The sequence below is a fragment of the Bradyrhizobium sp. HKCCYLS3077 genome, assembly GCF_051167555.1.
Lineage (GTDB): Bacteria > Pseudomonadota > Alphaproteobacteria > Rhizobiales > Xanthobacteraceae > Bradyrhizobium.
The window spans coordinates 80,176-99,002 of the sequence record NZ_JBNPTH010000004.1 but is presented as its reverse complement, the minus strand read 5'-3'; the positions used below and the strand labels follow the sequence as shown (position 1 = coordinate 99,002).

The 18,827-nt window shown below is 65.9% G+C and carries 17 protein-coding genes; 3 read left to right on the top strand and 14 right to left on the bottom strand.

Annotation, left to right across the window (positions count from 1 at the left end; genetic code table 11):
* Positions 1–115: 115 nt before the first annotated feature.
* From ACQR0Z_RS16650 to pdhA, 7 genes are all read right to left on the bottom strand, one after another.
* Positions 116–1,087, bottom strand: coding sequence for a tripartite tricarboxylate transporter substrate binding protein BugD (locus ACQR0Z_RS16650; RefSeq protein WP_434919375.1), 972 nt, complete (start codon positions 1,085–1,087; stop codon positions 116–118).
* 90 nt (positions 1,088–1,177) lie between these two features.
* Positions 1,178–2,419, bottom strand: a complete 1,242-nt coding sequence (locus tag ACQR0Z_RS16645; RefSeq protein WP_434919374.1) for a threonine synthase — start codon at positions 2,417–2,419, stop codon at positions 1,178–1,180.
* A 125-nt stretch (positions 2,420–2,544) separates the two neighbouring features.
* Positions 2,545–3,966: a dihydrolipoyl dehydrogenase gene (gene lpdA, locus ACQR0Z_RS16640; RefSeq protein ID WP_434859076.1), complete on the bottom strand. Its 1,422-nt coding sequence runs from the start codon at positions 3,964–3,966 to the stop codon at positions 2,545–2,547.
* A 149-nt stretch (positions 3,967–4,115) separates the two neighbouring features.
* A complete protein-coding gene (locus ACQR0Z_RS16635) occupies positions 4,116–5,474 on the bottom strand; it encodes a pyruvate dehydrogenase complex dihydrolipoamide acetyltransferase (protein WP_434919373.1) in 1,359 nt (452 codons plus the stop codon).
* A 2-nt stretch (positions 5,475–5,476) separates the two neighbouring features.
* On the bottom strand, positions 5,477–5,782 hold the full coding sequence (locus ACQR0Z_RS16630) for a DUF5076 domain-containing protein (RefSeq protein WP_008963957.1): 306 nt from the start codon (positions 5,780–5,782) through the stop codon (positions 5,477–5,479).
* Positions 5,783–5,794: 12 nt separating this feature from the next.
* Positions 5,795–7,192, bottom strand: a complete 1,398-nt coding sequence (locus ACQR0Z_RS16625; protein ID WP_006614387.1) for a pyruvate dehydrogenase complex E1 component subunit beta — start codon at positions 7,190–7,192, stop codon at positions 5,795–5,797.
* A 33-nt stretch (positions 7,193–7,225) separates the two neighbouring features.
* Entirely contained in the window at positions 7,226–8,248 is a 1,023-nt protein-coding gene (gene pdhA / locus ACQR0Z_RS16620; protein ID WP_434919372.1) for a pyruvate dehydrogenase (acetyl-transferring) E1 component subunit alpha, read from the bottom strand.
* Positions 8,249–8,700: 452 nt separating this feature from the next.
* On the opposite strand from pdhA, the gene ACQR0Z_RS16615 reads away from it, so the two are divergent.
* The gene (locus ACQR0Z_RS16615) at positions 8,701–10,380 is read left to right on the top strand and encodes a methyl-accepting chemotaxis protein (RefSeq protein WP_434859079.1); all 1,680 of its coding nucleotides are present in this window, start codon (positions 8,701–8,703) and stop codon (positions 10,378–10,380) included.
* A gap of 70 nt (positions 10,381–10,450) precedes the next feature.
* Here the strand turns inward: ACQR0Z_RS16615 and ACQR0Z_RS16610 are convergent, their stop codons facing one another.
* The 7 genes from ACQR0Z_RS16610 to eno all read right to left on the bottom strand — a co-directional run bounded on the left by ACQR0Z_RS16610 (position 10,451) and on the right by eno (position 17,470).
* A complete protein-coding gene (locus ACQR0Z_RS16610) occupies positions 10,451–10,768 on the bottom strand; it encodes an FtsB family cell division protein (RefSeq protein ID WP_434859080.1) in 318 nt (105 codons plus the stop codon).
* A 68-nt stretch (positions 10,769–10,836) separates the two neighbouring features.
* Entirely contained in the window at positions 10,837–11,628 is a 792-nt protein-coding gene (locus ACQR0Z_RS16605) for an aldolase (protein WP_434877185.1), read from the bottom strand.
* Positions 11,629–11,756: 128 nt separating this feature from the next.
* Complete coding sequence (locus tag ACQR0Z_RS16600; RefSeq protein ID WP_434919371.1) at positions 11,757–12,314, bottom strand: NADPH-dependent FMN reductase; 558 nt, start codon at positions 12,312–12,314, stop codon at positions 11,757–11,759.
* A gap of 149 nt (positions 12,315–12,463) precedes the next feature.
* A complete protein-coding gene (locus ACQR0Z_RS16595) occupies positions 12,464–13,633 on the bottom strand; it encodes a serine hydrolase domain-containing protein (RefSeq protein WP_434919370.1) in 1,170 nt (389 codons plus the stop codon).
* Positions 13,634–13,882: 249 nt separating this feature from the next.
* Positions 13,883–14,881: an MBL fold metallo-hydrolase gene (locus ACQR0Z_RS16590; protein ID WP_434919369.1), complete on the bottom strand. Its 999-nt coding sequence runs from the start codon at positions 14,879–14,881 to the stop codon at positions 13,883–13,885.
* Positions 14,882–15,002: 121 nt separating this feature from the next.
* Entirely contained in the window at positions 15,003–16,142 is a 1,140-nt protein-coding gene (locus ACQR0Z_RS16585) for a zinc-binding dehydrogenase (RefSeq protein ID WP_434919368.1), read from the bottom strand.
* 44 nt (positions 16,143–16,186) lie between these two features.
* Positions 16,187–17,470: a phosphopyruvate hydratase gene (gene eno / locus ACQR0Z_RS16580; protein ID WP_434919367.1), complete on the bottom strand. Its 1,284-nt coding sequence runs from the start codon at positions 17,468–17,470 to the stop codon at positions 16,187–16,189.
* A 159-nt stretch (positions 17,471–17,629) separates the two neighbouring features.
* Here eno and queF point away from each other — a divergent pair, with 159 nt between their 5' ends.
* The gene (gene queF / locus ACQR0Z_RS16575) at positions 17,630–18,106 is read left to right on the top strand and encodes a preQ(1) synthase (protein WP_434919366.1); all 477 of its coding nucleotides are present in this window, start codon (positions 17,630–17,632) and stop codon (positions 18,104–18,106) included.
* A gap of 35 nt (positions 18,107–18,141) precedes the next feature.
* Positions 18,142–18,549 (top strand): hypothetical protein, encoded by a 408-nt coding sequence (locus ACQR0Z_RS16570; protein WP_434919365.1) that lies wholly within the window; start codon positions 18,142–18,144, stop codon positions 18,547–18,549.
* Positions 18,550–18,827 lie beyond the last annotated feature (278 nt).

The following is an 18,827-nucleotide window of genomic DNA, read 5'->3' as shown; positions in this document are numbered from 1 at the left end:
AGCGGCGCGTTTGCGGAGCGCCAGAGATCGTTACCAAAACTTGGTAAACTGTGGCGAGGCCGCAACATTCGTGGCCGCGGCGCCACCATTTCTTACAGAATTCAATACCGTCCGCTTACTCGGGCACCACCCCAGCCGACCTGATCATCGGCCACCACTTCTCGATTTCGGCGTGCTGCACGGTTCCGAGCGCCTGGGGCGTGCGCTGATCCGCCGCTGGCATCTGCAACCCCAGGTTCTTCATCTGATTCTGTACGTCGGGCTCCTCCAGCGCCGCGACGGCGGCGGCGTTCAGCGTCTCGACGATTGCCCTGGCGGTGCCCTTGGGCAGCCAGAGACCGGACCACAACGTCATGTGGAAACCGGGCAGCCCCGCTTCGTCGGCGGTCGGAATCTCCGGCGCCGATTCGAGACGCTTGCTGTCGGTGACGGCGTAGGCCCGGATCGTGCCCGCGCGAACCTGGGTGATGGCATTCGACGTCTGGTCGACGATGAGATCGATCTGGCCGGCGACCAGATCATTCATCGCAGGGCCCGTGCCGCGATAAGGCACGTATTGCAGCTTGATGCCGGTGACCTGCTGGAAATACAGCCCGGCGATGTGGCTGCCGGAGCCGTTGCCCGCGGTGCCGGCGGAGGCCGGGTTCGGCTGCGCCTTGAGCCAGGCCAGAAACTCGGGCAGCGACTTCGCCGGGATGTTGTTGCGGCTGACGATGATCATCGGATTGCTCGGCAGCAACACGACCGGCTCGAGATCGGCTTCGAGGTCGTAGCCGAGCCGATACACCGCGCCGTTGGCGACGTGCGTGCCGAGATGGCCGAAACTGACCGTGTAGCCGTCGGGCCGGGCGCGCACCGCTCTCCCCACGCCGATCGAGCCGCCCGCGCCGGTGACGTTCTCGATCAGGATGGGCTGCCCCAGCGTCCGCCGCATGTGCTCGGCCAGGATGCGCATCATCGCGTCCGAAGGTCCGCCGGCGGCGAACGGCACGATCACGGTGATGGCGCGCGAGGGATAGGTGTCCGCGCGTGCCGGCACAGCCAGCATGACGCACGCAAACAGCACGGCGAAAACAGCTCGTCGCATCACGTCCTCCCTGGTGTCGCATGCGCCGGCCGCAGACGCCGAAGCGTCTGCACCGGAACACATGCCCGAGGCCGCGGTGCTGCTTGTTAGTTAGAACTGCCCGAAGTCGATCGGCTGGTGACGATCGAGCGTGCGGGTGACCGGCGGCAGCGGATATTTAAGTCCTGTCGCGCAATTGAACAGCATGACGCGATCGTTTTTCGTCACGCGGCCGTCGGCGAGGCTCTGCTTGTAGGCGGCGTAGGTCGCGGCGCCTTCCGGACACAGCAGGAAGCCCTCCTCGCGCGCGACCTCGTTGAGCGCAGAAGAAATCTTCTCGTCATCGACGGCGATCGCGAAACCCTTGCTCTCGCGGACAGCGCGCAGGATGAGAAAATCCCCCACCGCCTGGGGCACGCGGATGCCGGAGGCAATGGTGTGGGCGTCCTCCCAGCGCGTCGCATGTTCGACGCCCTGCTCGAAGGCACGCACCATCGGCGCGCAGCCCGAGGCCTGCACCGCGACCATGCGCGGGCGCTTGGCGCCGATGAAGCCGATCTTCTCCAGCTCGTCGAACGCCTTCCACATGCCGATCAGGCCGGTGCCGCCGCCGGTCGGATAGAAGATCACGTCGGGCACGTCCCAGCCGAGCTGCTCGGCCAGTTCCAGGCCCATCGTCTTCTTGCCCTCGATGCGGTACGGCTCCTTCAGGGTCGAGGTGTCGAACCAGCCGACCTTGGCCTTGCCCTCGCCGACGATCTTGCCGCAATCGTCGATCAGCCCGTTGACGCGGTAGACGGTCGCGCCCTGCAGCTCGATTTCGCTGACGTTCACCTCCGGCGTGTCGGCCGGGCAGAAGATCGTGGTCTTGATGCCGCAGGAGGTCGCATAGGCGGCGAGCGCAGCACCCGCATTGCCGTTGGTCGGCATCGCCATGTGTTTGATGCCGAGGGCCTTGCCCATCGACACGGCCATGACCAGGCCACGCGCCTTGAACGAGCCGGTCGGCAGCCGGCCCTCGTCCTTGACGATGATCTCGCCGCCGCCGAGCTTCTTGGCAAGCTTCGGCAGGTTGATCAGCGGCGTCATGACTTCGCCGAGACTGACGATGTCCTGGCACTTGCGCACCGGCAGCAGCTCGCGATACCGCCACATGTCGGCGGGCCGCTGCGCCAGCGCGTCCTTGGTCAGCGCCTGCTTCACCCCGGCCAGATCGTAGCGCACCAGCAGCGGCTTGCCGGCCTTGGAGAGGTTGTGGACCTGGTCCGCCGGATAGTGATCGCCTTCCATCGCGCATTCGAGATGGGTGACGAAGGTCGGGCGCTCGGTGGTGAGGTTGTCGCTGGATTTCATGTTGTTGTTCTTTCCTGCAGCGATCGGAGTTTGTTGTTCGTCATTGCGAGGAGCGAAGCGACGAAGCAATCCAGAGTCTCACCCTGGGCCCTGGATTGCTTCGCTTCGCTCGCAATGACGGCGACTCACATGTTCAGCACACGCCCGTATGCGTCGAGCACGGCTTCCTTCATCATCTCCGACAGGGTCGGATGCGGGAAGATGGTGTGCATCAGCTCTTCCTCGGTCGTCTCGAGGTTCATCGCGACGACATAGCCCTGGATCAGCTCGGTCACCTCGGCGCCGACCATGTGGGCGCCGATCAGCTGGCCCGTCTTCTTGTCGAAGATCACCTTCACCAGGCCCTGGTCCTCGCCGAGCGCGATCGCCTTGCCGTTGCCGACGAAGGGGAAGCGGCCGACGCGGATGTCGCGGCCCTGCTCCTTCGCCTTGGCCTCGGTGAGGCCGACGGAGGCGACCTGCGGGTGGCAATAGGTGCAGCCCGGGATCAGGCTCTTGTCCATCGGGTGCGGATGCAGACCCTTGATCGCCTCGATGCAGACCACGCCCTCATGCTCGGCCTTGTGCGCCAGCATCGGGGGCCCGGCGACATCGCCGATCGCGTACAGGCCGGGCACGTTGGTCTTGCCGTAGCCGTCGATCACGATACAGCCGCGGTCGGTCTTCACGCCAAGCTTCTCGAGGCCGAGATTCTCGATATTGCCGACGACGCCGACTGCCGAGATCACGCGATCGAACTCGGTCGTCTCGATCTTGCCCTTGCCGTCGTCGATCGTCGCCACCACGCTGTCGCTCTTCTTGTCGAGCTTGGTGACCTTGGCCCCGGTCATGATCTTGAGGCCCTGCTTCTCCAGCTGCTTGCGGGCGATGCCGGCGATCTCGGCGTCCTCGACGGGGAGGATCTGCGGCAGCACCTCAACCACCGTCACCTCGGAGCCCATGGTGCGGAAGAACGAAGCGAACTCGATGCCGATCGCGCCGGAGCCGACCACGAGCAGCGACTTCGGCATCTTGTCCGGCACCATCGCCTCGAAATAGGTCCAGACCAGCTTCTTGTCCGGCTCCAGGCCCGGCAGCACGCGCGGCCGCGCGCCGGTCGCCACGATGATGTGCTTGGCCTGGTAGCTGCCCTCGCCCAGCGCTCCCTTCGGCGCGTCCACATTGGACTTGGTCACGGTGATCTTGCCGGGCGCGTCGATGTTGGCGCGGCCCCAGATCACCTGCACCTTGTTCTTCTTCATCAGGAAGCCGACGCCATCGGCGAGCCGCTTGGAGACGCCGCGCGAGCGCTGCACCACGGCCTTCGGATCGTAGGAGATGTTCTCCGCCGACAGGCCGTAGTCCTTGGCGTGCTGCATATAGTGATAGATCTCGGCCGAGCGGAGCAGCGCCTTGGTCGGGATGCAGCCCCAGTTCAGGCAGATGCCGCCGAGATGCGTCTTCTCGATGATCGCGGTCTTGAAGCCGAGCTGCGCGGCGCGGATCGCGGTGACGTAGCCGCCCGGACCGGAGCCGATGATGATGACGTCGAAGGATGTGTCGGCCATGGCTATGCAATCATTCTCATCGTTAGCCGGTTCGTCGAACTCTTTCCGTCATTGCGAGGAGCGTAAGCGACGAAGCAATCCAGGGTTCCGGCGGGACTCTGGATTGCTTCGCTGCGCTCGCAATGACGGTGGATGCGTTTGCTGCGTGCTCACACCATCATCATCACGGGGTTCTCGATCAGCTGCTTGAAGGCGCCGATCAGCTCGGCGCCGAGCGCGCCGTCGATGGCGCGGTGGTCGCACGACAGGGTCACGCTCATCATGCTGGCGATCTCGATCTTGCCGTTGCGCACGACCGGCCGCTCCTCACTGGTGCCGACCGCGAGTATCGTCGCGTGCGGCGGATTGATCACGGCGGTGAAGTGCGTGATGCCGTACATGCCGAGGTTCGACACGGCCGTGGTGCCGCCCTGATATTCCTCCGGCTTCAGCTTGCGCGAGCGGGCGCGTGCGGCAAAATCCTTCATCTCGCCGGAGATGGCCGACAGCGTCTTGGTCTCGGCCTTGCGGATGATCGGGGTGATCAGGCCGCCGGGCATCGCAACCGCAACGCCGACGTCGGAATGCTTGTGCTTGACCATGCCGCCTTCGGTCCAGCTGACGTTGCAGTTCGGGATCTTCTGCAGCGCCACCGCCATTGCCTTGATGACAAAGTCGTTCACAGAGAGCTTGTAGAGCGGCTTCTTGTCCTTGTCCTTCGGCGCTGCCGCATTGATCTCCTCGCGCGCGGCCAAGAGCTTGCCGATGTCGCAGTCGATCGTCAGGTAGAAGTGCGGGACCGTCTGCGTCGCCGCGGTCAGGCGCTGCGCGATCGTGCGGCGCATACCGTCATGCGGGATGACCTCGTAGGAGCCCGGCTCGAACAGCGCCAGGATCTGCTTGTCGGACATCGACGGCGCCACGGCCGGCGCGCCTGCCGCCGCGGGAGCGGCCGACGGCGCGGCCTTCAGGCCCTTGCCGGACTTGGCCTCCTCGACGTCGCGCGCGACGACGCGGCCATGCGGGCCGGTGCCGGTGATGCGGCCGAGATCGATGCCGGCGTCCTTGGCGAGACGCCGTGCCAGCGGCGATGAGAAGACGCGCGCGTGGCCGTTGACCTGGGGTGCAGCGGCCGCAGGAGCGGACGGCGCGGGAGCCGCAGCCGGCTTCGGCGCGGGCGCGGCAGCAGGCGCTGGCGCAGCAGCGGGAGCCGCAGACGCCGTCGGCTTGGCTTCAGCCTTCGGCGCAGCGGCCGCCGGCGCGCTGCCGGCAGCCTTGACGTCCTCGCCTTCGCCGGCGAGCACCGCGATCACGTCGTTGACCGGCACGTCCTGGGTGCCCTCGGGCACCAGGATCTTGGCGAGCGTGCCTTCGTCGACCGCCTCGACTTCCATCGTGGCCTTGTCGGTCTCGATCTCGGCGATGACCTCGCCCGACTTGACCTGGTCGCCTTCCTTCTTGAGCCAACGAGCGAGGTTGCCCTTCTCCATCGTCGGCGACAGCGCGGGCATCAGAATGTTGATCGGCATGATCAGTGACCTTGTTTCGACCTGGGGCTGGTGGTGCCCATATCAGTCGGCCGAGCCAGCTCGGCTTCGAACATCTCGACGATGCGCTGCAGCGCCTCGTCTTCGGAATAATCGCTCTCGCGCGCATAGGCGCGCGCAGCATGTCGGGCGACGTCGACCAGGAGCAGCCCCCACACGTCGGGCTCCTCGAACGCGCGCTGGAAGGCGATCGAGAGCCCGCCGTCGAGCACGAAGGCGCGCAACACTTCGGTGGCGTCCTCGCGGCCGACGACGTCGGGCGGCAGCGGCTGCTCCTTGGGTCCGGCCATCTGGGATGTCCCTTAGCGGTAGCAGACGGATTTTGCGGCCTGCACGACCTCCGCAGCCGACGGCAGCGCGAGCTTCTCGAGGTTCGCGGCATACGGCATCGGCACGTCCTTGCCCGACACGCGGGTGACAGGCGCATCGAGATAGTCGAAGGCGTGCTCCATGATGCGCGCGGCGATCTCGGCGCCGACGCCGCTCTGCGCCCAGCCCTCTTCCACCGTGACCGCGCGGCCGGTCTTCTTGACCGAGGCGATGATGGTGTCGGTGTCCATCGGACGCAGCGTGCGCAGGTCGATCACCTCGGCCTCGATGCCCTCCTTGGCGAGCTCGTCGGCGGCCTTCAGCGCATAGGTCATGCCGTTCGACCAGGAGATGATCGTGACGTCCTTGCCGGTGCGCGCGATGCGCGCCTTGCCGATCGGGATGATGTAGTCGTCGAGCTTCGGCACCTCGCCGGAGTGACCGTACAGCACCTCGTTCTCGAGGAAGATCACCGGGTTCGGATCGCGGATCGCGGCCTTCAGCAGGCCCTTGGCGTCGGCCGCCGAATACGGCGCGACGACCTTGAGGCCCGGAATGTGCGAGTACCACGACGAGTAGTCCTGGCTGTGCTGCGCGGCGACGCGGGCGGCGGCGCCGTTGGGCCCGCGGAACACGATCGAGCAGCCCATCTGGCCGCCGGACATGTACAAGGTCTTGGCCGCGGAGTTGATGATCTGGTCGATCGCCTGCATGGCGAAGTTGAAGGTCATGAACTCGACGATCGGCTTCAGGCCGGCCATCGCGGCACCGACGCCGATGCCGGCGAAGCCGTGCTCGGTGATCGGCGTGTCCATCACGCGGCGGGCGCCGAACTCCTGAAGCAGACCCTGGGTGACCTTGTAGGCGCCCTGATATTCGGCGACCTCCTCGCCCATGATGAAGACGTCGCCGTCGCGGCGCATCTCCTCGGCCATGGCGTCGCGCAGCGCCTCGCGGATGGTCTGCGTCACCATCTCGGTGCCGGCGGGGACTTCCGGATCGGGCTCAGCGACGCTCTGCGGCGCGGCTACGCCGGTCGGCGCGGGCGAGGCCTGTACGGAGACGCCAGCGTCCGCCGGCGGCGCCGATTGCGCGGCCTTCATTTCGGCGGCCGGCGCCGAGGCCTTCCCGAGATCGGCCGCCGTTTCGCCATCGGCGAGAATGGTCGCGATCGGCGTGTTCACCGCGACGTCGGCGGTGCCTTCGGGGATCAGGATCTTGCCGAGCGTCCCTTCGTCGGTCGCTTCGACTTCCATCGTCGCCTTGTCGGTCTCGATCTCGGCGATCACGTCACCCGACTTGATCGCCTCGCCTTCCTTCTTCAGCCATTTGGCGAGGTTGCCCTTCTCCATCGTGGGCGACAGCGCAGGCATCAAAACTTGAATAGGCATATCAGCTCCAGAGAAATCAGCTTGCGCGCGCGATTAGCGATAGACGTCGGTGTAGAGCTCGGCGGCATCCGGCTCGGGATCGGCCTGCGCGAAATCGGCGGCCTCGTTGACGATCTTGCGCACATCGGCGTCGATCGCCTTGAGATCCTGCTCGCTGACCTTGGCCGCCAGCAGGCGGTTGCGCACCTGCTCGATCGGATCCTGGTCGTGACGGACCTTCTCGACCTCTTCGCGGGTGCGATACTTCGCCGGATCCGACATCGAGTGGCCGCGATAGCGGTAGGTCTGCATTTCCAGAATGTAGGGGCCCTTGCCCTCACGGCACCAGGCCACCGCCTTCTCGCCCGCGGCCTTCACGGCGCGGACGTCCATGCCGTCGACCTGCTCGCCCGGAATGTTGAAGGAGATGCCGCGCTTGGAGAAGTCGGTCTGCGCCGAGGCGCGCGACACCGCGGTGCCCATGGCGTAGCGGTTGTTCTCGATGACGTAGATCACCGGCAGCTTCCAGAGCTCCGCCATGTTGAAGCTTTCATAGACCTGGCCCTGGTTGGCGGCGCCGTCGCCGAAATAGGCCACGCTGACCGAATCATTGCCGCGATAGCGGTTGGCGAGCGCCAGCCCCGTGCCGAGCGAGACCTGGGCGCCGACGATGCCGTGGCCGCCGAAGAAGTTCTTCTCCATGCTGAACATGTGCATGGAGCCGCCCTTGCCCTTGGAGTAGCCGCCGCGGCGCCCCGTAAGCTCGGCCATGACGCCCTTGGCATCCATGCCGCAAGCCAGCATGTGGCCATGGTCGCGATAGCCGGTGATGACCTGGTCGCCGTCCTTCAGCGCCATCTGCATGCCGACCACCACGGCTTCCTGGCCGATATAGAGGTGGCAGAAGCCGCCGATCGCACCCATGCCATAAAGTTGACCCGCCTTCTCCTCAAAGCGGCGGATCAGCAGCATGTCGCGCAGCGCGGCCAATTCCTGCTCTTTGGTGAATTCCGGCGGCGGGCCGTTGTCCCTGTCCTGCCCGTGTTCCTTTGCGGCGGTCTTCTTCGGTGCGGCCATGGCAATTCCGGATTGCGAGAAAAAGTAGCCCTCTCTAGCTCAACTCCAGGGGACGTAAAAGGACCGCGTGAACCCAGGTTCATTTTGCTTTGCCGCAGTGCAAACGGCCGCGAAATTTTAGAAATCGAACCGCTGGATTTTTGAAACGATCAATGGATGGCTGCCTATCGGAGCGTCAGGCTCGAAGGCTTGGGTCGACCAAGTCCCAGCGCCGCTTCGCCCCGGCCCAAGCCAATCGCTGCAGCGCCATTGACGAGATGCCGCGGGGACTGGAGCTTCTGGAGCACGCGGCGGATGAAGGCTGCGCCGCCTGTCCTCGCGGGACGCCAGCCGGCCGGGCATTTTCGCCGCCGACTGCGTAGTCCTACTGAGACAAATTCAGCAGGCTTAAACCATCGGTCCGCACGGTGTGCCATGCAGCAATGGCGCTGCTGGCCTTCCGGAAGTGCACCATGGTCCTGACGATTCCCCGCCGCTTCGGCATCCTTGTCGCCGTCTCGATTGCAGTCTGTATCGCGGCCATCGCAAGCCAGCTATTGAGCGCCCGCTCCGCGCTTCTGGATGAACGCAAAACGGCCATCGTCGGCCAGGTGCAATCGGCCGTGTCGATCGTGAAGGCGCTGGCCGCCGAGGTCCAGAAGGGATCGCTGACGGAAGCGGAGGCGCAGAGCCGCGCCAAGGCCACGCTGCGCGGCATCCGATACGGCAAGAACGACTACATCTTCGTCTACAAGCCGGATGGAGAGAATATCGTTCTCGGTCCCCGCCCCGATTGGGAAGGAAAGAATCTCAGCAACGAAAAGGACGCCAACGGCCTGCCATTCGTGCGCGAGCTGGTGGCCGCGGGTCTGCGCGACGGCGGCGGCTTCACCGACTATATGTTTGCCCGCGCCGGCAGCACCATTCCCGTCGCCAAGCTGGGCTACACGCTGAAGGCCGACCCGTGGAATTGGATCGTCGGTACCGGCGTCTATGTCGATGATCTCGACGAGATGTTCTACGCGTCGGTGAAGACGGCGCTGGTCTGGGCCGCCGGCCTGATCGCCCTGCTCTGCGTGATCGCCCTGACCATTGCGCGAGGGCTAGTCCGCCCGCTGCAGGCCATCACCCGGGTGATGACCGAGCTCGCCACAGGCAATCTGGCCGTACAGGTCCCCGGCGCCGAACGACGCGACGAGCTCGGCGAGATGGCGCGGGCGGTCGAGGTGTTCAAGGTCAATGCCGAGGCCCGCCAGAGGCTCGAAGCCGAGCAGAAGGAGCAGGAAGGCCGCCTCGCCGCACAGCGCAAGGCCGACACCGAGCGCCTCGCCAACGAGTTCGAGAGCTCGGTCGGCAGCATCATCAACACCGTCTCGTCGGCAGCCGCCGCGCTCGAGACCTCGGCCAAGTCCCTCACCTCGACCGCCGACAGGTCCCAGGGCCTTGCGACCGTGGTCGCCAACGCCTCCGGCGACGCATCGAACAACGTTCAATCCGTGGCGGCCTCGACCGAGGAAATGTCGTCCTCGGTCAACGAGATCAGCCGGCAGGTGCAGCAATCGGCGGCGATCGCCAACGAAGCCGTGGCGCAGGCGCGGCGGACCAACGAGCGGGTCGGCGAACTGTCGCAGGCCGCAGCCCGCATCGGCGATGTCGTCGAGCTGATCAACACGATCGCGGGCCAGACCAACCTGCTGGCGCTGAATGCGACGATCGAGGCGGCGCGGGCCGGTGACGCGGGCCGCGGCTTCGCGGTGGTCGCCTCCGAGGTCAAGGCGCTGGCTGAGCAGACTGCCAAGGCCACCGACGAGATCAGCCAGCAGATCGGCTCCATCCAGGCGGCCACGCAGCACTCGGTGTCCGCGATCCGGGAAATCGGCGATACGATCGGGCGCATGTCCGAGATCGCCTCGACCATCGCCGCCGCCGTGGAGGAACAGGGCGCGGCAACGCAGGAGATCTCCCGCAACATCCAACAGGCCGCGCAGGGCACGCGCCAGGTCTCGGCCAACATTGCCCAGGTCCAGCGCGAGGCCAGCGAGACCGGATCCGCCTCGTCTCAGGTGCTCAATTCCGTGCAGTGTCTGTCGCAGGACAGCCAGCGGCTCAAGCTCGAAGTCAGCCGGTTCCTGGCGTCGGTGCGCGCCGCCTAGCAACCGCTCACGCACGGGCTCCCGAACGCCGGCCAGACTGCGGGCCGGCGTTTCGGCGCCGACGGACCGGTCACTGCGGCCGGTTGATGCGGATCAGGTCACGCGGATTGGCGTAGCCGAGCTGGAAGCGCGCGCGCTCATCGAGCATGTCGGGATCGACGCGGTCGGAGCGCAGCAGCGACACCCGCTTCTCGCCTTCCGCGCGCTCCTGCTTCAGCCGCACCAGCTCCGAGGTCAGCGACACGATCTCCTGGTCGAGCTCCTGGCGGGCATTCAGGCCATAGCGGCCGGTATAGGCATTGATGCCGAAATAGCCGATGATGGCCGCCGCCATCGTGTAGAGGGCGAGCCCGGTCAGGAAGGATTTCAGGCGTGCGCGGGAGACCATGCGCCGGAGAATGCTGCGGCGCCGGTTAAGGAATCGCTAACCTTGCGCTCCCCGGCCCGCTTGCACGTCTAAGTCCGGTAGGCCGGCTCCTCGGCGTCCAGCATCCGCTTGACCGCCTCGAGATGCAACCGCGCCGATTCCGCATCTCCGTCGCGCATCTGGCGATAGGCCGCCTCGGCAATCTCCGGCGCGACCGGCGCCACCTTGCGGCCGGTCGAGAGCGCCAGGCACTGCACCTCGCAGGCGCGCTCCAGGTAGTAGAGATCGTCCCATGCCTCGGCGATGGTCGGCGCCAGCACCATCACGCCGTGATGCTTCATGAAGACGATGTCGGCGTCGCCGATCGCACCCGCAATGCGGTCGCCCTCGCGGTTGTCGAGCGCCAGGCCGTTGTAGTTCTCGTCGACAGCGGTGCGGCCGTAGAATTTCAGCGCGGTCTGCCCGGCGAAAATCAGCGGCGGCCCCTCGGTCATGGAGAGCGCGGTGGCATAGGGCATGTGGGTGTGGAAGGCGACCTTGGCGCGCGGCAGCGCCTTGTGGATGCGGGCATGGATGTAGAACGCGGTCGCTTCGGGCTGGCCCTCGCCGGAGACGACGTGGCCGTCGAAGTCGCACACCAGGAGCTTCGAGGCTGTCAGTTCGCGGAAGGCGTAGCCGTAGGGATTGACGATGAAGAGGTCGTCATAGCCGGGCACCAGCGCCGAGAAGTGGTTGCAGATGCCTTCCTCGAGCCCGTGCCGCGCGGCCATCCGGAAGCAGGCGGCCAGATCGACCCGCGCCTGCCAGACCGCGTCGGTGTCGAGAACAGGCTGGTTCGGTCCCGGCTTTGACGAGCTGGCGGGCGTGAAGGAATGGGCCATGGCGTGTCCTATCGGGTTGCGCTTCGTTGCGCAGGTGACCAGCCACGCCTTGAAAACGGATCGGGCAAGGCGCGTCAACGCCCTGCCCGTTATACCCGTCATGTCCTGGCGACAGTGTGCCCAGAATCTCAGCCGTCCTGCTTGGCCACGAAGGCCGCGAAGGCGTCGAGATATTGCTGCAGCACGGTCTTGAGCGACTCCTTGGTCAGCTCGCCATTGCCGTCGAAGGCGTCGCCGACGCCATTCAGGTAGATCTCCGGCGTGCCCATGACGGGGCCCGAGATGCCCGGCATGATGTTCTGCAGATGCTTCGCGGCAGCGACGCCGCCGAGCGGGCCGGGCGAGTTGGAGATCAGGCCGACCGGCTTGCCCAGGAACGAGCTCTGGCCATAGGGGCGCGAGGCGATGTCGATCGCGTTCTTCAGCACGCCGGGAATCGAGCGATTGTATTCCGGGGTCAGGATCAGCACGCCGTTCGACGCCTTGAGCTTGTCGCGGAACGCGAGCCACTCGGCCGGCGGATTGGCTTCGACATCCTGGTTGAAGAACGACAGGCCTTCCAGCGTGACCACCTCGATCTTGAGGCTTGCGGGCGCGAGCTTGGCCATCGCCTTGGCGATCTTGAGCGTGAAGCTCTCCTTGCGGAGGCTGCCGACGAGCGCGACGATGGAATACGGGGCGGGCATGGGAAAAATCCTCTTGAGACCGGGATGGCGCGGCACTTAAGGCGCGCCGGCAGGAACATGCAAGTGCATGGAATAGCGCTTCGCGAAACTCAGCGTTTCATCGCGGAGCCCGCCTGAGCGGTTCCGCCTGCGGCTCGCCCCCGCCGGAATCAACCTGTCCCCTTGAGACAGCGGGTGAATTCCGCGACCGCCTGGTGCGTCAGCCAGATCGCCTGGCCGTCGACCGGCTGCGCCCAGCTCGACAGCTTGGCGATCACGATTTTGTTGGCGGCGTCGACGAACAGATTCTGGCCGTGGATGCCCATCGCGAACATCAGCTGCGGCTGATCATTGATGACGTACCAGCCGCTGCGGTAGTGCATGTTGCGGCTGATCGCGGCGAAGCTGTCGCGCCATTGGCCGTCGCGCCAGGCCTGGGTATCGCCGTTGTGCCTGATGTCATCGAGCCAGGCTTCTGGGACGATCGCGTGCGAGCCGCGCCGGCCGCCCGACAGCACGAGCTGGCCGAGCCGGGCGACATCGCGCAACGTCGCGCAGAAGCCGCCGGTGCAACGCGGCGCGCCCTTGCGGTCGACCGTGATGAACGCCTCGCCGCTGGCTCCCATCGGCTGCCACAGCAAGGTGCCGACGAGGCTCGCGAAGCTGCGGCCGGTGGCGCGCTCGATGGCCCAGCCCAGGAGATCGGTGTTCGACGAGACATAGCTGAAGGCGCCGCCATGCGGCTTGGCCTGCGCCCGCATCGTCGCAAAGAAGTCGTGCAGGTTCGGCGTCGTACCCGGGGCGACCGGCTCCCAGCCGGCGGCGTCGGCATAGGCCTGCAGGCCGACAGCGTCGAACACGATGCCGGCCCGCATGTCGGTGAGCTGGCGAATGGTGGCGCCGCGATAGGCCGTGCCTTCGACCTCCGGCACGTAGCGCGTCACCTCGGCGTCGATGTCGATCTCGCCACGGTCCACGAGGATGCCGAGCATCAGGCCGGTGATCGACTTGGTCGCCGACATCAGGATGTGCGGCGTGTCGCGATCGGTGCCGCCCTCATAATGCTCGAACACGATGCGGCCGTCGTGCAGGATCAAGAGCCCGTCGGTCGCCGTCGCCTTCAGGAAACCATCGAGGTCGAGCGTGCCGCCCTTCGGAAGCTTCAGGCTGAAACCATCGAACGAGGCCGGAGCCGCCGGCAGCGGCCAGGCGCTACCCGGCGCGCTCGCGATGTCGGCGACCGGCAGGAGCGAGCGGATGTTGTGAAACGCCCAGCGGCTATACGGCGCGGTGCGCCAGTTGGAGAGATCGGCGCTGGCGGGAGACGGATCGGTCGACATGCGGGGCCCTGCGGATGGCGGAGCGTCCGACATAGGCCGTCACGGCGGCGGGGGAAAGTCCGCTCTATCGCATATGCAAAAACGAACAGGCCGCCCTGAGGCGGCCTGGCACAGTCTCTCCTCCGTCATTGCGAGGAGCCCCCGGGTCTCGCCTCCGGCGAGCCCGAGGACAGGCTCCGCGACGAAGCAATCCAGAGTCCCGACCGAGCCCCTGGATTGCTTCGCTTCGCTCGCAATGACGAAGAAAACTTACAGCACCGGATTCCACGGTGCCGGGATCAGCCGGTACTTGGCGCCGTCCTTCTCGACATAACCCACCGACGGGAACGAGAAGTGGAAGCCGATCACCTTGGCCTTCTCGGCGGCGACCATGTCGTAGAACTTGTGCCGGGTCTCCTGGGCCTGCGCCGCGTCGGTGTCGAACATCACGTGCCAGTCCGGATTGCGCAGGAACAGCTCCGGCACGTTGGTGACGTCGGACTGGATGAACACCTTGGCATTGCCCGAAGCGACCGCGAACGAGGTGTGGCCCGGCGTGTGGCCGGGGGTGGCCAGCGCGGTGACTCCGGGCGCGACCTCCTTGTCCCACTCGTACTGGGTGACCTTGTTCTCCAGCCCGCCGAACACCTTCTTGAAGTTGGCGAAGTTGCCCTTCATCAGCTCGGAGGACGCCTTGGCGGCGTTCTCGTCGCTGTTCCAGAACGCCCACTCGACCGAGGGCACCTTGAGCTCGGCGTTCGGGAACGCCAGCGAGCCGTCGGCGAGCTTGAGGCCGTTGATATGGTCGCCATGCATGTGCGAGAGCACGACGACGTCGATCGCCTTCGGATCGATGCCGGCGGCGGCGAGGTTCTGCTGCAGGCGGCCGACGGCGCCCTTGCTGGCCTCGAAGGCGCCCGCGCCGTTGCCGGTGTCGATCAGGATCAGCTTGGAGCCGGTGTTGATCAGCTGCGGATTGAAGGGAATGGTGATCATGCCCTTCGGCATGTAGGCGCTCTCGGCCGCCGCCAGCGCCTCGTCCTTCGGCGTGTTGACGACGAACTTGTCGGGCATCGGGAAGGTACGCGCACCGTCATTGATCGAGGTGCACTCGTAGTCGCCGACCTTGTAGCGATAGAAGCCGGGCGCCTGGGCGGCGGCCGGCGCAGTGGCCGCGCGGGCCTCGTTGCCGGCGAGCGACGGCAGCGTGCCGGCGGCGCCGGCGAGCGCGGCACCGGCCAGGAATCGACGGCGATCCAATTGGGTCATCAGAAATCTCTCCTCAGAGGTGTCAGCGGCCAACACCGCCCGGAAACCAAGACGGCGCGGATTGTCTTCGGCCGCAGGCCAAAGGCAAGCCCGTCCGCAACGTTCGGGACGCGGCGTTAGGTCACTTATCTTTGTTGGGGTCGATAAGGAATTTTTCGCCAGTGGCCCGTTTGGCGTACACGGCGAGGTTCGCCGGATCGAGCGCCTCGGCCAGCGACACCACCTTGGTATAGTGGCTGGCGAAGGTGGTCTTGAGCTCGTCGACGACGCGCTGGCGCAGCCGCTCGCTGTCGGCCTTGCCGATCTTCATCAGGAACGGAAATAGCAGCCAGCCGCCGACGCTCCAGGTCATGCCGAAGCCGCGCGTGATCTCGGTCGGCCGGAGGTCTAGACCGCCGTAGATGTAGACCTGCTTGTGCACGGCCGAGCCGTAGCGGCTGTAGGGATACTTGCCCGACTTGTTGATGGCCGCTTCCATCGCATTGAGGATCTGGCCGGCGAGCTTACCGCCGCCGATCGCATCGAAGGCGATGGTCGCGCCGGTCTCAACCAGCGCCGCCGTCAGCTCATCCATGAAATTCGGCGACGTGGAGTCGACGACGTACTTCGCACCGATGCCGCGCAGCAGTTCGGCCTGCGCCTGGCTGCGCACGATGTTGACCAGCGGGATGCCGTCCTTGAGGCAGATCTTGTTCAGCATCTGCCCGAGATTGGAGGCGGCCGCGGTGTGCACCAGCGCGGTGTGGCCCTCGCGCTTCATCGTCTCGGTCATGCCGAGCGAGGTCAGCGGATTGACGAAGCAGGAGGCGCCCTCCTCCGGCGTCGTGCCCTCAGGCAGCGGCAGGCACTCGGAGACCTTCAGGCAGCGATACTGGCTGTACATCGCGCCGCCGATCGCCGCGACCGTGCGGCCCATCAGCGCCTTGGCGGCGTCGGACGATCCGGTCTTGACGACGACGCCGGCGCCCTCGTTGCCGATCGGCAGGGACTCGTCAAGGCGGCCGGCCATTGCGCGCATGCCGGCCTCCGGCACCTTGGCGGTGATCACGGGGCGATCCTTGCTGCCCGACGCCTGCATGGTCGACAGGTCAGCGGCACCGACGAGCAGGCCGAGATCGGACGGGTTGATCGGCGCCGCCTCGATGCGCACCACGACCTCGTCCGGCCCCGGCTCAGGGGTCGGCACGTCGACCAGCGACAGTTCGAGCTCACCGCTGCGCTTGATCAATGTCCGCAGTTGCAGGCCGGTCTCGCCACTCATCTGTGCCTCCCCTGTTCTCTTGGCTCTTGTCGTGTCGTCAGCGATCAGGCCAGCGCCTTCAGCGCCGCACGGCCGGCATATTTGGCCTGCGAATCCAGCTCCTGCTCGATGCGCAGCAGCTGGTTGTACTTCGCGGTGCGGTCGGCGCGCGCCAGCGAGCCGGTCTTGATCTGCCCGCAATTGGTGGCGACCGCGAGATCGGCGATGGTCGAATCCTCGGTCTCGCCCGAGCGGTGCGACATCACGGCGGTGTAGCCGGCCTTGTAGGCCATCTCGACCGCGGCGAGCGTCTCCGTCAGCGTGCCGATCTGGTTGACCTTGATCAGGATCGAGTTGGCGCGGCCGTTGCGGATGCCGTCCTCGAGCCGGTTCACATTGGTGACGAACAGATCGTCGCCGACCAGCTGGCACTTGGCGCCGATCAGGTCGGTCAGCTCCTTCCAGCCGTCCATGTCGTCCTCGGACATGCCGTCCTCGATCGAGACGATCGGATAGCGCGCGACGAGGTCGGCGAGATACTTGGCCTGCTCCGAGCGCGAACGGCTCTTGTTCTCGCCCTCATAGACGTATTTGCCGTCCTTGAAGAACTCGGTCGCGGCGCAGTCGAGCGCCAGCATCACGTCCTCGCCGGCGGTGTAGCCGGCCTTGCCGATCGCGGCCATGACGAAGTCGAGCGCCGCGTCCGCCGACGGAATGTTCGGCGCGAAGCCGCCCTCGTCGCCGACATTGGTGTTGTGGCCGGCCTTCTTCAGCTCGGCCTTCAAGGTGTGGAAGATCTCCGAGCCGCAGCGCAGCGCTTCCGCGAAGCTCGGCGCGCCCACCGGCATGATCATGAATTCCTGGAAGTCGATCGGATTGTCGGCATGCACGCCGCCATTGAGGATGTTCATCATCGGCACCGGCAGGGTGCGGGCCGAGGTGCCGCCGACATAGCGATACAGCGGCATGTCGTAGGAGATCGCGGCCGCCTTGGCGCAGGCCAGCGACACGCCGAGGATGGCGTTGGCGCCGATCCGGCTCTTGTTCTCGGTGCCGTCGAGCTCGATCAGGATCTGGTCGATCTGGACCTGGTCGTGCGCCGACATGTCGCTGAGCGCCTCATAGACCTCGTCATTGATGGCCTCGACGGCCTTGAGCACGCCCTTGCCGAGATAGCGGCGCTTGTCGCCATCGCGCAGCTCGACCGCCTCATGGGCGCCGGTCGAGGCGCCGGAGGGAACCGCGGCGCGGCCGACCGAGCCGTCCTCCAGCACGACGTCGACCTCGACCGTGGGATTGCCGCGGCTGTCCAGGATTTCGCGGCCGATGATGTCGACGATGGCGGTCATGGGGGTCCTCGTGAGACGTTTCTGGGTGGGCTTTGCTGCGCCGCTTCTACCGCATGGTCACGGGGGCGAAAAGGCCACCCGGGGCCGAAATCACGAACCGGATGACGCACGGCCGGCGATTGGCTAAAGGGGCGCCAATTGCGACGGATGACACAAAACATGGCGAAGAAATCTACCCCTGCCCTGACATCGGCCGGCCTTCAGCTCGGCCGCGAGGTGGCGGCCCCGGACAGTCCGGAGGCGGCCAGGCTCGACCGCGTCCCCAACCCGCAGAAGGACACCGATTACCTGGCCCGCTTCACGGTCCCGGAGTTCACCTCGCTGTGCCCGGTGACCGGCCAGCCGGACTTCGCCCATCTCGTGATCGACTACGCCCCCGGCCCCTGGCTGGTGGAATCCAAGTCACTCAAGCTGTACCTCGCGAGCTTCCGCAACCACGGCGCCTTCCACGAGGACTGCACCGTCGCCATCGGCAAGCGCCTGGCGTCAGAGATCAAGCCGAAATGGCTGCGCATCGGCGGCTACTGGTACCCCCGCGGCGGCATCCCGATCGACGTGTTCTGGCAGACGGGAAAGCTGCCGAAGGGAATGTGGGTGCCCGACCAGGGCGTGGCGCCGTATCGCGGGCGGGGGTAAAAACCGAAAGGGATCGAGCGATCGGAGACCGCGTCATGTATTTTCCTGATCTCACACCCTACACGTATGGAGGGGAGCTGGAGCCGAAGGTCCTGAACATCGGATGGCTCTCGGCCACTCACCCGTTCACGACCGGTCCTCGGGACGATCAATTGACCGATGCGCTCCGGCAGCTGAGGGGATCTCCAGTCAATCTCTATCGCGGGTACCATTGTTGCGAATTCTGCGACCCGCCGCCTCTCCTTGCCGGTCCCAACGGGATGCCAATAGTCGAAGCGCCGCCGGAGATATTGGGCAACGGTGAAATCCGGATAACCGGTCCCGATGGAACACGATACGCAGCACCCGTTCTGATCCTTCACTACGTGACGGCACACGGCTATCGGCCGCCGCAGCCGTTTATCGAGGCTGCAATTGCCGCAGCAGCGCAGCAAACACGCTAAGTCACCCGGGCAAATACCAACCAAATCACCCGATGACCACGCCAAAAACGGGGGAGCGCTGGACTGACGCGATCATGGCCGACCTCATGCTGAGCACGCCCCAAGGCCATGCAAGTAATCACAGTGCATTTAATTAGTCTCTCGCCGACAGACATATTGAGTGCAGTCCAGCACTGTGGTCACCAGAGCGAGCCAGAACTGACGCTCAGCGCCTCGCGCGCCCTGGAGCGGCAGTTGCGCAGGCCCGCATCGCCGGCCATGTGCCCTGAGTCGCCCGA

What these genes read in the sequence shown, in the direction of transcription:
- ACQR0Z_RS16650 (WP_434919375.1), bottom strand. Translation starts at nt 1,087, where the DNA reads ATGCGACGAGCTGTTTTCGCCGTGCTGTTTGCGTGCGTCATGCTGGCT.
- ACQR0Z_RS16645 (WP_434919374.1), bottom strand. Translation starts at nt 2,419, where the DNA reads ATGAAATCCAGCGACAACCTCACCACCGAGCGCCCGACCTTCGTCACC.
- lpdA (WP_434859076.1), bottom strand. Translation starts at nt 3,966, where the DNA reads ATGGCCGACACATCCTTCGACGTCATCATCATCGGCTCCGGTCCGGGC.
- ACQR0Z_RS16635 (WP_434919373.1), bottom strand. Translation starts at nt 5,474, where the DNA reads ATGCCGATCAACATTCTGATGCCCGCGCTGTCGCCGACGATGGAGAAG.
- ACQR0Z_RS16630 (WP_008963957.1), bottom strand. Translation starts at nt 5,782, where the DNA reads ATGGCCGGACCCAAGGAGCAGCCGCTGCCGCCCGACGTCGTCGGCCGC.
- ACQR0Z_RS16625 (WP_006614387.1), bottom strand. Translation starts at nt 7,192, where the DNA reads ATGCCTATTCAAGTTTTGATGCCTGCGCTGTCGCCCACGATGGAGAAG.
- pdhA (WP_434919372.1), bottom strand. Translation starts at nt 8,248, where the DNA reads ATGGCCGCACCGAAGAAGACCGCCGCAAAGGAACACGGGCAGGACAGG.
- ACQR0Z_RS16615 (WP_434859079.1), top strand. Translation starts at nt 8,701, where the DNA reads ATGGTCCTGACGATTCCCCGCCGCTTCGGCATCCTTGTCGCCGTCTCG.
- ACQR0Z_RS16610 (WP_434859080.1), bottom strand. Translation starts at nt 10,768, where the DNA reads ATGGTCTCCCGCGCACGCCTGAAATCCTTCCTGACCGGGCTCGCCCTC.
- ACQR0Z_RS16605 (WP_434877185.1), bottom strand. Translation starts at nt 11,628, where the DNA reads ATGGCCCATTCCTTCACGCCCGCCAGCTCGTCAAAGCCGGGACCGAAC.
- ACQR0Z_RS16600 (WP_434919371.1), bottom strand. Translation starts at nt 12,314, where the DNA reads ATGCCCGCCCCGTATTCCATCGTCGCGCTCGTCGGCAGCCTCCGCAAG.
- ACQR0Z_RS16595 (WP_434919370.1), bottom strand. Translation starts at nt 13,633, where the DNA reads ATGTCGACCGATCCGTCTCCCGCCAGCGCCGATCTCTCCAACTGGCGC.
- ACQR0Z_RS16590 (WP_434919369.1), bottom strand. Translation starts at nt 14,881, where the DNA reads ATGACCCAATTGGATCGCCGTCGATTCCTGGCCGGTGCCGCGCTCGCC.
- ACQR0Z_RS16585 (WP_434919368.1), bottom strand. Translation starts at nt 16,142, where the DNA reads ATGAGTGGCGAGACCGGCCTGCAACTGCGGACATTGATCAAGCGCAGC.
- eno (WP_434919367.1), bottom strand. Translation starts at nt 17,470, where the DNA reads ATGACCGCCATCGTCGACATCATCGGCCGCGAAATCCTGGACAGCCGC.
- queF (WP_434919366.1), top strand. Translation starts at nt 17,630, where the DNA reads ATGGCGAAGAAATCTACCCCTGCCCTGACATCGGCCGGCCTTCAGCTC.
- ACQR0Z_RS16570 (WP_434919365.1), top strand. Translation starts at nt 18,142, where the DNA reads ATGTATTTTCCTGATCTCACACCCTACACGTATGGAGGGGAGCTGGAG.